Genomic DNA, 15,668 nt, shown 5'->3' on the forward strand with positions numbered 1-15,668 from the left:
GCAAAAATAAAAAAAGAATTAAGAAATTCTATTTTCGTTTAACATTTGAAGTGCTGTGTTTATAATAATAAACAATGAATTATAAGCAATTTCGCTAAGTGACATCATGCTGTGGTTGGGATCAATAACAATGTCTGCTCGTTCATTGTTATTTTTCTGTTCAGCAGCTGGTTTGATGTCAATGGAATTAAAAGTAAGTTCTGGAATAACATTAATCTTACTTTGAATTAAATTATATAAATAATTAGTTTCATCATGCAATAGAATGCCAATTACTAAATCAGTGGCCGATATCTTTTCTAATATTTTTTTTGCAACATAATGATAAGTTGTAAAATAAGTATCATAACCTAAAATTAATAATTGATGATAAAAATAATTTGATAAATTTAAATACCGATCATTACCAATAATATAAATTTTATTCGCCTTATTAATATTTTTAACAAGGTTCATTATTGGTTCCATATTGTGATCTAATGTACTGGATACCAATAATGAATGATTTTCAATAATCTTATTAATAATTACATCTGTATTACTTTCCTGAAGCGTTGAATAAGCTTTATTTTGATAAAGTTGTCGTTTTTTTTCCGTTTTTAAAAAAGCATAGAATTCTTTTCAACCAGCAAATCCTAAGTTTTTACAAAACTTGGTAATTGATGATACGCTGGTAAAAGAAATATTGGCAACATCATTAATAATAAAATCATCACGCTCTTTTAATAAATTTAAAATTGTTTTTGCAATAACTACCTTAACTGTTTTGTCATTAATTAAGACAATTTCCTCTAACTTTTCAATAATGTTCTTTTCTATCTGCATGTTTCCACCTATGTTTTCCAAAATTGTTACTATGAGAGTCCATACCCTTACCCTTGTTTTTTATTGTAGTAAACTTACTGGAAAAATGGAATGAAAAAAAGTTGAAGGTTTAATAAAATTTTTTCATTAATCAATGACTTTTGTCCGCTCATTAACGATTTCTTCAATTTTTGATAAAATCGCAAACAAATCTTCAAATTCAAATTTTTCAATCTGATAACAAATATCTTGAACAGTGGCTGAGTCCATACGCTACTAACCTCCTCTCACTAGTTATTTACCAAGATAATGAAAATTTTCCTTTTAAAAAATAAAAAAATCATTTTAAAAAATGATTTCTAGTTAATAACTCTATATTACCTTGGCTGAACTTGCGATTGTTTGAAAAACTTCTGGTTTATCAGTAACAATATTTGTAAAAGTTGGCAATGATGTAAATTTAAAGAACCCTACTGAATTGAATTTTGTGGAATCAACTAGTAAGATTTTGGTTTGAACCCGAGCAAGCGCTGCTAGTTCAACACGGCCCTCTTCTTCGTTACTTTTATAAACATAACCTTCTTCATCAACATTACTAGCACTAATAATTACTTTTGCAAACTGAATTAACGATAAACTTTCTTCACAAAATGATCCATAAAACGATTGTGATTTATCTCGTAACTTCCCACCAAATAAAACGTGGTACTGAACATTTGGGTTGTCTTTGGCTAATTGCAAAATTCGGAGTGAATTAGTAACAATTTTAACTGGCTTAGTAATTTGGCTGACAAATAACTCACAAGTTGACCCGCTCCCTACAAATAGCACATCATTTGGTTCAATTAATTCATTAGCTTTGTTAGCGATAATCATTTTTAAGTCATAGTTACGGTTCCGGTGCATTAAGTCAATGCTACAAGCTTTGTTACTTAATCCTAAAAAGTGAATCCCCCCGTATGACATACTAATAATTCCTTCTTTTTCTAACTCTTTTAAATCACGGCGGGCTGTTGTTGATGAAATTTCATAGTCATTCACAAAATCTAACACATGGTTCATCTCATGAAAACTATTTTTACATAGGTAAGATAATAATAAGTTTTTTCTCTCAACACGGTGCATGGCATCTCTCCTTTTAATTAGTATATACTAAATTATACCGAAAATTTCAATTACTTACCAAAAGATGCCAAAAATTTTTTTAAATTTTCAACAGTTGTTTTATTTTTTAAAATATTATACAATTGTTCATCACTAGCAGCTTTAATTTCATTTAGCGAGCCAAAAGACTGGTTTAACTGGCGGATTTTTGTTTGTCCGAGACCAGGAACCTGGTCTAAGACACTAGTAATTAATGCTTTAGTTTGGCGGGTTCTAAAATTACGGATCGTAAAATTATGAACATCATCTTGCATTTTGGTTAGAAAATGAAAAAGTTTTCTAGATTTATCTAAATTAATAGCTTTTTTATCGAGATTTAAAAGGTGGTCCGTCCGGTGGTGTTCATTTTTAACAAGACCAATCACAGGAATTTCTAAATCTAAAATATCTAATTGTTTTAAACAAGCATTGACTTGTTGAATTCCCCCATCCATAATAATTAAATTAGGTAAGGCACGTTTTTCTGCTTTCGCATGCTGATAACGGCGCAAAACAAGATTACTAATCCGGTGGTAATCATCTTGGTAAGGGATATCAATGTTATATTTACGATAATCATTACGGGAAGGTAACCCATTTTTATAAGTAATAACTCCACCAGTTACAAATTCATCATTAATATTTGCAATATCAAACATTTCAATTAAATATGGAATTTCAGGTAAATTTAATAATTTTTTTAATTCTAGGAGCAAATCTTCTTTGCTGCCCCGGTGCTGGTGATATTTTTGGTATTGCAAATAACTTTCTTGGCTATTAGCAATTGCTAACTTCATCACGTGGCGATCATTGGTATTTTTTGGATGTTTAACAATCTTAGGATATAGCAAAGCTAATTCCGTTAAGTCCACCTTGGGGTCAATGATAATCTTTTTTGGTAAAATATTTTTTTGGTATATATTTTGTAAATATAACCGGATGATTTCTTGGGGATCATCATCATTAGCCAACATAAAATAATCACTATCTTTATAGCTTAATTTCCCCAGGCGATAAAATAACACCGTAATTACTAACATTTCCGGGGTTTTAAATAATCCAACAACATCAACATTTTGGTTCTTATTTAAAAAATCAACATTTTGATCAGAAATTGTCCAGTCTAAGCGGTGAATTAACAGCTTTATTTTGTTAGCTTCTTCAAATTGTAAGTTACTAGCTGTTTGGTGCATTTTCTTGGTTAATAAGGCCTTAATTTGGCTTGTATTGCCCTTAAAAAACTCATCAACATGCTGAATCATCTCTTCATAATATTCTCGGGGCACTTTTTTAAAGCAGGCTCCCGAACACTGGTTAATATGATAATACAAACATGGTTTTCCTAAGTTACCTTTGCAGCGTCGTAGCGGATATAAGCGTTCTAAAATTTTAATAATTTCCCGGGCGTGGCTTCCTTCCGGAAATGGGCCATAACTACGGGCATATTTTTTACTAATATTACGGACATATAAATATTGGGGATCATGTTCTTTGGTAATTACAATATAAGGATAGTGTTTATCATCACTCAGGAGGATATTATATTTTGGTTTATATTGCTTAATTAAATTATGTTCTAAAATTAAGGCTTCTTTTTCAGTATTTGTAATAATTGTTTCAAAATGGTCAATTTCATTGACTAACCTCGTTGTTTTATAGTTATATACTTTATTAAAATAAGATGAAACCCGATTTTTTAAATTTTTTGCTTTCCCAACATATAACACCTGATTATAAATATTGTAATAAATATAACAACCTGGTTTGTCGGGTAATTTGCTGACTTGTTCTCGCAATGATAAATTATTTGCCATTTAGTAGCCCCCTTAACTAATATAATTTTAGTAACTATTAATAAATTATGCAAGATTATCATGAAAAAATGGGAATAATAAATAGTTTATTACTCCCATTGTTTTAAAATAATTAATTTTTAAAATCTTTTAACTAAAATAAAAGTTATAAGCTGTTAATTGCGCTTCGGTACGAGCTCAGTATGCATTTCACGCTGTCGCATAAGCATATACTTTTAAATAAACTGAAACTTTTAAAGTATTGTTATTTCATTTATATGAAATTGTGGCAGTTGTTTCCATTGCATTTACATATGAATAATGACGATAAACTAAATCACTAGTTCCATTTTGTGATGATATTTCCAAAGGATTAACTAATAATTTAGTTTGACCAATTGTATTATCATAAAATGGTCCAATATCAAAATTATCTGTGCCATTCTGATTATCTAATAATAAAGTTAATTAATAAATTAGTACTAGTTCTAGCCAAGAAAATCTTTGCTTTTGATAAACCCATTCGATTTTCTAAATTTATTAATCCTGATTCCTTATCATAAAGGTAATTATCAATAATAAATAAAATATTAAAAATTGATAAATATAAAATAATCATAATCATACTAATTAAAACAAATTTTTTTCTTGATCACTAAAACCATCAGACTTACTTTTAAAAAATGTGCTAAAAACAATAAATAAAATATAAATTAATGTATATAGAATTGTTGTTATATAAACTTTTTTTGTTGAAAAAAACGTCTAAAACAAAAATTAAAAACTACAAAAAATTGTTTCAAATTTCTATTCTCCTATAATTTGGTCCGCTCCATTTTAAATAAAATATCCAAAAAAATTTATTTATTTAATATTATTTTATAATGATATTATATCTTATTTTTAGTCTATTAACACATTTTTAATTAATTTCGTGAAAATGATTAATTTAACCTTTAACAACACTAAATATTTTAATAAATCTTCTAAGCGGGGATCTAATTGATCTATTGGTGGCATTTTTTATAATAAATTAAATTTTTAACTAATGTTACTGAAAAAACTAAAAATTAATTGATTTCCTAACCATTATTGCTATAATAAAAATGGTTATAAAAAAATGAGAGCTAACCACTCCTATTGCTTTACGCTATCCTATTCGGATAGTTTTTTTATAATTAAATATAACTGCAATAGTAGAGTGATTATTTTCAGAATTAAAACAATCACTTGTATTAACCCCATTTAACCACCTACCTAACTATTCAAATCAAGAATTTAGGAGTGGCTATAAACTCTCAACCCCATCATAACAAATCCAATTATAATGTAATTAAAAATATCCATATAATGCATATTTTAATCTTGATTACTTTGTTGGGCTGTTAAAAATAAAGTCCTGTAAGTTAATCCTCATCCTTAACTAATATGATAAAAATTGTTAAAAATAAAAAAACATATTTAAATAAATATGTTTAAAGATATTGTTAATTTTTTAATGCTTTTTTTGATTCCTCAACTAATACTTTGAATTCTGCTGGATTATTAATTGCTAACTCTGATAACATTTTACGGTTTACTTCAATGTTTGCTTTGTGTAAACCATTCATAAATTGTGAATAAGATAAATCATATTCACGAGTTGCCGCATTAATTCTTTGAATTCATAATTTTCGAAAATCTCTTTTGCGTTGTTTACGATCACGATAAGCATAAGCTAACGACTTCATTACTTGTTCTTTAGCTTTTTTAAAATGAGTTGATTTTGTTCCAAAATAACCTTTAGCTTGTTTAATTACTTTTTTCCGACGTTGTCTTGTCGTTGGTCCACCTTTTACTCTTGCCATTATTTTCTATTCCTTTCCTACGATTCTATTGAATTAAATCTTTCAATCTTTTTTGATCAGTTTTGTCGATTAAACTTGCTTTTCGTAAATGACGTTTTTGTTTAGTTGATTTATTCTGAGCTAAATGTGAAGTATATGCATTTGCTCTTTTTCATTTTCCTGATCCGGTCACTTTAACACGTTTTGCTAAAGCTCTTTTTGTTTTCATTTTTGGCATAACGATTCCTCTCCTTCTTAATTATCAACTTTTAAAATTATTATTTTTTTGGTACGACATACATGTCTAAAAACAAACCGTTTAATTGGGGTTCTTTTTCAATTTTTGCTAGATCTTCAATATGACTATAGAATTTTTTTAAAGTTTCTTTCCCAAATTCGGGACGAGCAACTTCTCTTCCGCGAAATTTTAAAGAAATTTTAACCCGATCACCATTTTCTAAGAATTCGCGAACTTTTTTAGCTTTGAATTCAATGTCATGGTCACCAATCCCTGTTCGTAATCGCATTTCTTTATTTTCAGTAACATGTTGGTGTTTTTTAGATTCGCGTTCTTTTTTCTTTTGTTCATATTTAAATTTCCCATAATCAACCAGTTTAGCAACGGGCGGGTTAGAATTCATTGAAACTAGTAATAAATCTAGTCCCTTTTCTTCTGCCAATGCCAAAGCCTCATGGCGTGATAATGGGCCAATTTTTTCCCCATTTTCATTAATAATTAGTACTTCGCGCGCACGAATATCCTTATTAACAATGTCTGTTTTTAGGTTTTTTCCAGTTGCTTGATTCATTAAGACCTCCATCATCAAAATAATAATTAAAAAAGCGCCAAAAAGTAGCGCTAGAACTTCAAGCCTAAATTTCTAATTAAGAATTAGGTTTCTTGAACTTAAATAACCCGATTACCACATTTAAGGGTGGGGGTGAGCAATGCTACTTTTGTTCTTTTTCATAATGAATTATACTGAATAAATAATAATAATCAAGATAAATGACTAATTTTCTTAAAAATGTTTATATTTAAAACCTCATCTTAAAACTTTAAAAAATTATTCATAATCTTCATTTGTAAATTTTGCCTTAATTGAATTAAAGGCCCATAATAAATACTCTAAACTATTAGAAATTAACTTGCTTTCAAATTCAGAGAGAATTTCAGAATTAGGATGGACAACGGTGTTATGATTTCGAATATTTTGCACTTCTTTTAAAATTTTTTTAAATCCAGACCAAACTTTGGGAACTAAACCTGTTTTAAATTGGGGGTGATTATTAAGATACTGATTTAAATAAGCCAATAATTCGGGTAAATTATCCTTTGTCGAATCATCTAATGTAATTGATAAACTTACTATTCATTGTTGTAAATATTGTGCTATATATGATCGCATTGAAATTAATGCTAAATTATAATTGCCACTGGCAGTTGCTTTGCGGGCTTTTTGCAATAATAAATTACTATCATAAATTCTTTCAACTTTTAATTCTAAAGGATTAGTTTTAAAAATTGTTCTTGCCGCAATAAAATTAAAAAGTTTAATTGCTAAAAACTGATACTTTTGCTTATATAAAAATGAAAAATACTGCTTAATGGTATTGGATTTTTTTAAAATATTTAAATACCAAGCGAAATCTAATTTTGAAGTTTCTCCTGCTTGGGAAACCTGAAAAGGAAAGGTTCATTCCCCCATCAGTTCAGCAGAACATTTAACATTTTCTAACATTAAAAAATTTTTAATCTTATTGAATGCATTGATTTCGGAATCCTTAAAATTATATTCAATAGTCTTTAAGTTAGAAACATCAGTAAAATAATATTCAACCCGGCTTATTTCATCTTTTGCTTGCTTATTTTCCTTCCCATCGGCTAAATAAAAATGAACACCAATAAAACTTTGAATTTCGGCTTTAGTAATATCAGGATTTTCTGTTTTCATAATAATACCTTATCTGTTTAATATAAATTAATACCCGTTTCGTTCAAAAATACTACTAAATATTTCTCTTTTATCCTAATCTAAATATTTTTAAATTTCAAGATAAAAAATAAAAAAATTTATTATTTTATAAACTTTTTTATGTTGGTAATTATTAATTAGATATTTTCACGTAAATATTTATATATATCATTTAGTTTTTTGGTTAAAAATAAATTGACTCAATATGGTCGTAATATATTCATCGTAATTTGTAATTTCCCCTGGTATTTAATTTTTAAAAAATGTTCAACATCTTTATCAACAATGGCAATTTGATAGTTAGAATCAAATGACTTGCCAGTTTGCTGTTCATATAAATGCATATATTCATTAACTTTCGTATCTACTCGCAGCATTAGAACATTAGTTACATCATTTAATAAATCATGAACTCTTTTAATAGCAAAATCAACATTCCCATTCTTAATTGAAGAACGTAAACTACTGATTTTACGTTGCAAAGCAAAAATAGGATTGGTCGAGTTTACAAATCGTTCGGTTGAAACAATCAGGTTCAACTCTCAATGTAGTTGGTTAAAATATTGTTGTAATGAGTTAAAATTAATTTTTGGTTTTAAATTTTGATTAACATTCATTAGTTTCACTTCCCTTATCTTATTAAAACATTAATAATTAATATTTAATGTTAGTTTGATAAGTTTCGATTCTTCTAACTAATTTGTTAATTTATTTTATTTCTTTTAACTATAATGATAAAAATGTTAATTAACAATAATTTTCAGTAAAAAGAAAAAATATTTAAAATAATGATGTTAGTGGTTACTTAGTTCATAGATCTTATCGCCAAACGCAAAAATTTGACCATTATTAGCTTGTATTAACATAGTAACTTGATCAGTAAAGTTTTTTGTTAATGACTGGTCAACTTTTAATTTAACTGATCCATCATCATTTAATTGATACACTTCACCAAGATTATTATTAACTGTTTCTCCATGTGCTGCTAAAATAGTATCATCTTGTAATTTTAAAAGATCGTATATTCGAAAATTTTTAACTCAATTATTTTGAATAATACCCTGGTTATTTAGTTGATATACACGTCCATTTGCACTACTAATTAAAATATTATTTTCTGATACTTTAAGCATTCGTTCTGCATTACCCTATTTAAAAAAAAGCAATTATTTTTAAAATTTATTTAAAATTAAAAAAAGATGGTTTCATTTCGAATGTCCACCTTTTTTTATTAAGCATTTTACTAACCTATCACTTTTTTTATCTTGATAACAACTAGTAAAAAGTCTTTTATCTAAAAGTAATATTTTCAATGGTTGCATGGTAAGAACAACCATTTGCACTAAAACGTGAGTCTTCCAAAACATTGTGCGATCAATGAATATTTTGATCATCATGTCATAATTTAAGAGTAAAAGTTATAACTTGGTAAGCAATGCCTGATTCTTCATCAGATTTGGCAACTCAAACTGCTTTAGTAGTATCCACACTATTACCAATATCATTTGTAAAAGCTTGGAATTCATTAATTTCATCCGTTGTTCATCGTCGCCACTTCAATATGGCCAACCATCACTGCCATTGGATATTTAGCCTTAAAATCTTCTCAATTATTTTCATAATTTAAATAGTTAATGATAACATCACCCCCACCAAATATAGAATGTGAATTAGTTCCATCAAATCACTCTTCTTTGTGAAAGTTAATATCAGTTTTGATACTATCATTGGCTGTTGTTTGATTAGTAACTTGTTGTAATGAAGTCTGAAAATTTGTTTTAGCATTCAAGGTTGCTCCTAAGGCACTACTAATTCCAATCACACTAGTTCCTAAGATTGTTAATAAATTTTTCATAATATAAGTTTACCTTTCTAATTATTATTTGCATCCCGCCCATGAAAATATTAATATTTTATTTAAAAAAGTTGATATTTTCCCATCCAAAATACGTTGCTTACTTAAAACTATTTTTAAAATTAATTAATATTTGTTTCCTTATCTTCTATGCCCATTATAAACATTTCGTCACAAAAATCAATATTTTTTATAAAAAATTACAAAAAATAAGAAATTATTTTATAAGAATCCATTAAATAAGGTCCTAACAAGAAAAAATGTTTGTTATGAGGTTTTAACATAACAAACAATAATTTCTTAATTAATACGTAGCTTGGTAATCTTATAAATCATCTTTAAAATTTAAGTAAAAGTGTCAAGAAGTTAATGGTGTATAAAAGATTGAATTATCTACTTTTCGATTACCAAACATAAAATCAAAATTTCAATAACCATATCTTTTAATGCCAATCGTATGGGGATCATGAACAGTTCAGGTTTGATCGGATGCTCAATTACCAAGGGTAAATAAATTAATATCCACTAACTTATCAACCCCATCTTGGGCAAGAAAATCATTTGTCAGATCTCCTAATGCGGCGGTATATTTTTTACTTTTCATTGTATTAAATAACTCTGGGGATAAATGGACAATTCAATGGTCACTTTCTGATTCTACCCGGTAGTGTTTCATAAAAGTGGTAATAATTGTCCCAAAATTAATTAATTTTTGGTGTAAGCCCTCTTTTGAAATTAGAATATTAACATTTAACGGCTTGCCATCTTTGGCAACAATTCCCGATAATGGCATTCCGGCAATATTAATTTTAGCTAAATTTACATTAAAATTAGCTAATTGTAAAGCATCACCGGTAACTTGAAAAACCTTTAACATGTTAGTATAAAATTTAAAAAAGTTTTCGGGAGTAATTTGCTCTGGTTGAAATCCCCGCCCTGCTCAGTGGTCCGAAGAATTTGCTGCTTTTGCTTCACCAGCCCCATTAGTTGTGGAGTCAATCGCTCCGGATAATAAGGTTAAAATTGATTGACTATCATTTCATGTTAGTTGTTTCATAATTTCAGTTAGTTCTGAATCACTATTTAAAAAACTAATTAATTCTGATTGTACAATGTTATCTAAACTAATATGAGAAGTTGTGTAGTTAATATCAAACTTATCATATAATTTTTGAAATTTGGCATTTTTATCAATCATAATATCACCATTACTAAAATATTGCACAATCCTTCCCAATAATTTAGCCATTGATTCTGTTTGAAATTGTTTCATTTTCGCGGGATCATTGGTTACGATATGGTTAAAAGTAAAATTATTAACTGCCGTTAATTCTTTATAGTTAATAGTATAACTAATATTAAGTTGGTAATTAACTGCTAATAAACTATCAGTTGGTACACTTGGGTTAAGTTTTTTTAATGCTTCTAAATTAATAAAATTTAACGTACTAATGTTTTTATCAAGATTTCAAGTTAACGGATAACTGTTAACATACACATTGGAATATTCTTGGGCGATTTTTATATTAATTTGGTTTAAATAATTTTTAAAAATTGCATTGATACTAGCAATTCCTTCTTGAAATTTTGGATCATCCGCTTTAATTGTTATAGTCGGTTGACTTGCAGTAACACTATTAAAAAATTCACTAAATACCTTGGGGCCATATTGGGTTGTATCAATAAATTGACCATATTCTAAGAAATCTAAAAAATACTGGTTAGTTTTGTTACTAATATCATTTAGTACTTTCGCATCCTTTGAAACAGTTGATTCTGAGTTGGTATCATGGTTTTGTGATTTGGAACATGCCACAATACTAGTGGCAGTTCCAGATGATAATGTCAGCACACTTAAAATTGCTAATAATTTCTTCATCGTCTTTTCTCCTTATGCTGGTATTAATTAATATCAATTAATAAATGTATTTTACAAAAAAAAAAAAAAAAGGCAACTATCTAATTAATTAAGTAATATCCATTAAAAATCAATAATATCTTTTACTTACTAATATTAATTTTATAAAAAAAGGGCAAATACTTGCCAAATTTATTCCGTCGTGAACCCTATTTTATTTTAAAATTATTTATTATTTAAAATAAAGATATCACCATTTCCAGAGCCTATAAAAATATCGCCATTCTTAATTTGCACAATACCAAATATAGCGCCAGCTATTGTTACACCATTTGGCTGCGCAACTTTTATACTTGCGTTATCCTTTAAATTTATTTGGTAAATTGACCCTTTATCAGTGCCACCTAACATAATGTTATCTTCTGATGATAATTTTATTAAACATGTAAGTGGTAAGTAATCCGATAACATATCAAGTATTTCTCAATTTTTATTTAACTTATAAATTATTCCATTAGTTGTTACAACGAAAATATAATCATTTTCTTCTATTATGGAATTTATTGATGAATTTAGTTGGTGATCAATTATTTTTTTAGTAATTTCACCATCATAGTTTAGTTCATAAATTGTTCCATCTTCAGTACCAGCTAAAATATGGTTATTTGATATTTCTGTAATTGCAGTAACATTTGAAGAGAATTCGACACTATTTTCTTTATTTAATGGTTCTATTATTTCCCCTTCTCAAGTTAATTCATAAATTTTTTTATTAACAGCCGCAAATAAGCGGTTATTGCTAAATTGGGCCATTGCGGTAATTGCTGAATTGAATGGAGTTTTTTTATAATTAATTTTAGCACTATTATCTAGGGAAAAAATATCACCGTTAGCTGTTCCAACCAAAATATTCAAATTTGATAATTGTATTAAAGAAGTAACACTACTTGCTAAATTAGGCCCCTGAGCTTTGATTGTGCCAATATTTGGATTAAAACTATTATTTGGTTTTTCAATGATACTAGAATTATTTAAAAAGTATCATCCTAAAATTCCTCCTGCTCCAGAAAGTAAAAAAGCAATTAGTAAAAAAAGAATTATGATTATACTTTTTAATTTATTATTTTTTTTCGAATAATGGGCATTTAATTCTTCAGGAATTTGATTAATTTGAAGGATGTTATTTTTATTCATTGGGGCTGGAATCTTTACGAGTGAAGTTGGTTTTAATTCAGCGGTTTGTTTTTCTAACTGGGGGATCATATTTTTGATGGTTTGGGCTGATAAAATAATTTTATTATTATAAATTGGTAACTTTAGAGTTCCATCTTTAAAATATAAATTATCATTGTGGAGAAAAACATAAGAATCTTTTTCACATTTAATGAATGCTAACGGTTTTACACCTTGATCTAATTGTACAGAGCGATTTTTTTTGATTTTGCATAATAAAAATTTAGTGTCTTTTAAATTAATTTTATTATTCTTATTAATTTCTGTCACTACTTCATTAAATTTAATTTGACAATTAGTACACAATTTTTTATATAATATTTTGGTGACTTTGGCTTTCATAAAGTATCTCTCCCCGCTTTAATCAGATTCATCCTTGCTATTTTGCTTTATCGCTAATTGTTGTTGCTCTAACTTAATTAAATTATCTTTTTTAAGTAAAAAGTCAAAAGAAAATTCAGTTTGTCCGATTTTGAAAATCTTAATTTTGTTTTCTTCAGCAAACTTTGTTACAAATTGTAAATGGAGCGGATTTTGAATAACAAAATTAATTCGCTTAGTATCTTTGTCATATCAATTTTTAACATTATTAGCTGTGAAAAACTGTACAAATTTTTCATTATTATCAACAACAATATAATAAGTATTATTGATCTCTAAATGATCTAATGTTCCTGTTTGAATTTGCCGACCATTAATTACAAGGGTATATTCATCAATATAGTCTTTAATTTCATCTAATAAGTGTGAAGAAAAAAAGACCGTTTTACCTTTAAGGGTTAAAAATTTTAAATATTTGATCACTTTTTTTCGATTAGCAATATCTAAGCCAGCTTCAGGCTCATCTAAAATAAGAATATCAGGGTTATGAATGATTCCTTGAATAATCATAATCCGTTTTTTCATTCCAGATGAAAAAGAATTAACATCTTTATTTCGATGTTCTCATAAACCAAGGGACATCATTAGTGTCCTAATTCCATTTTTTAATGCCTGACCATAAACACCATTTGTCAACCCCATAAATTTTAAAAAATTATAGGCTGATATTTTTTCGGGAAAAGTAATGAATTCTGGGACATAACCAATCTTTTTTTCACTTCAAGGTCTTTGATGTCTTTACCCAAAATTTTAATAATCCCAGAATGTTTGGCATATCCCCCAATTAAGGACTTGATAAAAACTGTTTTTCCACTTCCCGAAGCGCCAATAATGGCATGCATTTTTCCGGTTGTAACTTTAAAATTAAAGGGCCCAATAACATTTGATTTAAAAAAATGTCGAAACTGTTTAACATAAATAGCGCAATCATTATCATGATTGGTTTTTTTAGTTTGTGAAATTACTTTATTCATAATATTAATCCCCTTTACAATGTTTATAAAATAATTTTTCTTTTTAAAATCACTTTGGCTCCGACAAGAAATAAAATTGATAAGGACCCATAGACACTAATTATTATGTAAATATTTAAAAAAGGTTTTTGTTTGAGATCAATTGTGCCATTTTGATTTAATTTAAGTTCAGAACTTTTATAGCTCATTAATTTATTTTGTTGAACATCAAAATCAATTTTACTATTTGCTAGTGGTTCAAATCATAGTGGTTCTTCTTTAATAAAAGAAGTTCACATTTGATTTCAGTGTTCAATAATATTTATTTTTGAAATTAAACTATATGTTTTCATTAATCTTTGATATTTTAACCAATTATTATTTTGCTTTATTGTCGCAGTTTGTATTAGTTTATAATCAGCAACTTTTTTTAAGATATTATTTTCTAATTCTTTAACCACATATAAAGTTGGATTATCAAAAAATGTTAAAAAGTCATTATTAAAACTATTACCACCATCATAACGATAACTTGTGCTTCCCATTTTTTGTTTTTGGTATAAATCAAGAAAAACATCAGAAATTTTAAAGCCAGCATCAGCATTAATTGCCATCTTTTCACCATTGTTAATTTTAAAAGTAGAGTTAATCGGATCAAAATACAATAGTGATGCAACTTCTAAATTACGTAATTGATATAATTGTTCTCAAGTTGTAAAGGTTTTTGTTTCGTTGACTAAATCATAAATTTCTTTTTGATAAATATTATTAAGATCTAATTTTTTAAAAGGTTTAAACATGTAATCTGTTGATAATGTTATTTCCATAGTCGGATAATTTTGCCCACTATTAGAAATAATATCTTTAATTGAAACTAATTGGCTTGAGGGCGATTCACGATATTTCCCTTCTCATTTTGTTAGTGTTGTTGTTTGAAAAGTACTTTCTTTCTTTTCTGTTAAACCTAATGATTGAAAAAATTTTAAGCGTTCAATTTTTGATTGCTCAATATCTTTTGCTTTGATAATGTCATCAATTTCTTGAGGTGTTTTAGCCATATAGAAATCATAAATGGCATTTGTTATATTTGAATATTTTATTTTCCCTGTTTTTAAATAATCGTTAAACTTAATTATACTATTAATTTGTTGGACTGTATAGTTTTGAACTGTACTGTTGCCGAAAGATAATTCAATAGTATTCCCTAAGGCCATGATTAATGAATATGGCAATCCACCTAATAGAAATAAACTACAAAAACAAACTACGATTAACATAACACCCTGGGTTGACATAAAAGTAACAGCAAATAAAATACCGCTGGCAGCAAAAAAAGAAAGAAATAAACAATAAGCAAAAAGTTTTCCGACTAATTCATTAAACTTTAAAAATAACATTGGCTTATTAACAATTTGATTAGTTATTAAGCCAATTATTAGTGAAAAAATTGTAATCCCCGCTAAAAATAAAATAATTAAAATTCATAAAGAAATTAGTTTTAAAAAAAAGATTGAATTTCGCGAGTAAGGTTTAGAAATTAGCAGCAAATAAGTACCATCATCAATTTCCCGGCCAAAAATTTTAATTACTATCAACATAATAAAAAATAGTAAAAAAATATTACAAAAAATAAAGACCCCATATTGGAAATTAACAGAAAAAGTATAAATATCTTTTGATATAACAAATAATAAAATAGATAATGTTCCAAATAAGATGAGAGATAATCCAAATATAATTCACATTACAAAAGATTTGTAGACTTTAAACATTGAAAATAAAATTATTGCTAATCTTATTTTATGTTTGGATTTCAATTTTTTTGCATTTGTTATATTCATGTTAT

19 protein-coding genes are annotated in these 15,668 nt (G+C 27.3%); all 19 read right to left on the reverse strand.

The features are described 5' to 3' along the window. Positions 1–18 precede the first annotated feature (18 nt). The gene (locus SERIO_RS03550; protein ID WP_047791503.1) at positions 19–825 is read right to left on the reverse strand and encodes a MurR/RpiR family transcriptional regulator; all 807 of its coding nucleotides are present in this window, start codon (positions 823–825) and stop codon (positions 19–21) included. A gap of 126 nt (positions 826–951) precedes the next feature. Next, positions 952–1,074 (reverse strand): hypothetical protein, encoded by a 123-nt coding sequence (locus SERIO_RS06845; protein ID WP_257787408.1) that lies wholly within the window; start codon positions 1,072–1,074, stop codon positions 952–954. A 102-nt stretch (positions 1,075–1,176) separates the two neighbouring features. After that, a complete protein-coding gene (locus tag SERIO_RS03555; protein ID WP_047791504.1) occupies positions 1,177–1,929 on the reverse strand; it encodes a DeoR/GlpR family DNA-binding transcription regulator in 753 nt (250 codons plus the stop codon). A gap of 50 nt (positions 1,930–1,979) precedes the next feature. Continuing rightward, positions 1,980–3,761, reverse strand: coding sequence for an excinuclease ABC subunit UvrC (gene uvrC, locus SERIO_RS03560; RefSeq protein ID WP_047791505.1), 1,782 nt, complete (start codon positions 3,759–3,761; stop codon positions 1,980–1,982). A gap of 129 nt (positions 3,762–3,890) precedes the next feature. Continuing rightward, positions 3,891–4,109: a hypothetical protein gene (locus SERIO_RS03565; RefSeq protein ID WP_047791506.1), complete on the reverse strand. Its 219-nt coding sequence runs from the start codon at positions 4,107–4,109 to the stop codon at positions 3,891–3,893. Positions 4,110–4,188: 79 nt separating this feature from the next. Continuing rightward, positions 4,189–4,359 carry a hypothetical protein gene (locus tag SERIO_RS06590; RefSeq protein ID WP_158500494.1) on the reverse strand — a complete coding sequence of 57 codons (171 nt, stop codon included), beginning with the start codon at positions 4,357–4,359 and terminating at the stop codon, positions 4,189–4,191. Between the two features lie 868 nt (positions 4,360–5,227). Next, positions 5,228–5,587 (reverse strand): 50S ribosomal protein L20, encoded by a 360-nt coding sequence (rplT, locus tag SERIO_RS03570; RefSeq protein WP_047791507.1) that lies wholly within the window; start codon positions 5,585–5,587, stop codon positions 5,228–5,230. Positions 5,588–5,612: 25 nt separating this feature from the next. Beyond that, positions 5,613–5,804 (reverse strand): 50S ribosomal protein L35, encoded by a 192-nt coding sequence (gene rpmI, locus SERIO_RS03575; RefSeq protein WP_047791508.1) that lies wholly within the window; start codon positions 5,802–5,804, stop codon positions 5,613–5,615. 40 nt (positions 5,805–5,844) lie between these two features. Next, entirely contained in the window at positions 5,845–6,375 is a 531-nt protein-coding gene (infC, locus tag SERIO_RS03580) for a translation initiation factor IF-3 (RefSeq protein ID WP_047791509.1), read from the reverse strand. A gap of 258 nt (positions 6,376–6,633) precedes the next feature. Further along, complete coding sequence (locus SERIO_RS03585; protein ID WP_047791510.1) at positions 6,634–7,521, reverse strand: hypothetical protein; 888 nt, start codon at positions 7,519–7,521, stop codon at positions 6,634–6,636. 158 nt (positions 7,522–7,679) lie between these two features. Then, positions 7,680–8,159 carry a hypothetical protein gene (locus SERIO_RS03590; RefSeq protein ID WP_047791511.1) on the reverse strand — a complete coding sequence of 160 codons (480 nt, stop codon included), beginning with the start codon at positions 8,157–8,159 and terminating at the stop codon, positions 7,680–7,682. Between the two features lie 177 nt (positions 8,160–8,336). Further along, positions 8,337–8,675 carry a hypothetical protein gene (locus SERIO_RS03595; RefSeq protein WP_047791512.1) on the reverse strand — a complete coding sequence of 113 codons (339 nt, stop codon included), beginning with the start codon at positions 8,673–8,675 and terminating at the stop codon, positions 8,337–8,339. A 157-nt stretch (positions 8,676–8,832) separates the two neighbouring features. Beyond that, positions 8,833–9,111 carry a hypothetical protein gene (locus tag SERIO_RS03600; protein ID WP_148553437.1) on the reverse strand — a complete coding sequence of 93 codons (279 nt, stop codon included), beginning with the start codon at positions 9,109–9,111 and terminating at the stop codon, positions 8,833–8,835. Next, entirely contained in the window at positions 9,068–9,397 is a 330-nt protein-coding gene (locus tag SERIO_RS03605) for a hypothetical protein (RefSeq protein WP_047791514.1), read from the reverse strand. Before SERIO_RS03605 ends, SERIO_RS03600 begins: the two co-directional genes overlap by 44 nt. 325 nt (positions 9,398–9,722) lie before the next feature. Further along, positions 9,723–11,276: a lipoprotein gene (locus tag SERIO_RS03610; protein ID WP_047791515.1), complete on the reverse strand. Its 1,554-nt coding sequence runs from the start codon at positions 11,274–11,276 to the stop codon at positions 9,723–9,725. Between the two features lie 204 nt (positions 11,277–11,480). After that, positions 11,481–12,830 carry a ligand-binding sensor domain-containing protein gene (locus SERIO_RS03615; protein ID WP_047791516.1) on the reverse strand — a complete coding sequence of 450 codons (1,350 nt, stop codon included), beginning with the start codon at positions 12,828–12,830 and terminating at the stop codon, positions 11,481–11,483. Positions 12,831–12,848: 18 nt separating this feature from the next. Continuing rightward, positions 12,849–13,505, reverse strand: coding sequence for an ATP-binding cassette domain-containing protein (locus tag SERIO_RS06465; protein ID WP_330217073.1), 657 nt, complete (start codon positions 13,503–13,505; stop codon positions 12,849–12,851). A gap of 11 nt (positions 13,506–13,516) precedes the next feature. After that, a complete protein-coding gene (locus SERIO_RS06740; RefSeq protein WP_053040835.1) occupies positions 13,517–13,843 on the reverse strand; it encodes an ATP-binding cassette domain-containing protein in 327 nt (108 codons plus the stop codon). A 23-nt stretch (positions 13,844–13,866) separates the two neighbouring features. Continuing rightward, positions 13,867–15,663, reverse strand: a complete 1,797-nt coding sequence (locus SERIO_RS03625) for an ABC transporter permease (RefSeq protein WP_047791517.1) — start codon at positions 15,661–15,663, stop codon at positions 13,867–13,869. Between the last annotated feature and the right edge of the window lie 5 nt (positions 15,664–15,668).

It is taken from the genome of Spiroplasma eriocheiris, from assembly GCF_001029265.1.
In the GTDB taxonomy this organism is placed as follows: domain Bacteria; phylum Bacillota_I; class Bacilli_A; order Mycoplasmatales; family Mycoplasmataceae; genus Spiroplasma; species Spiroplasma eriocheiris.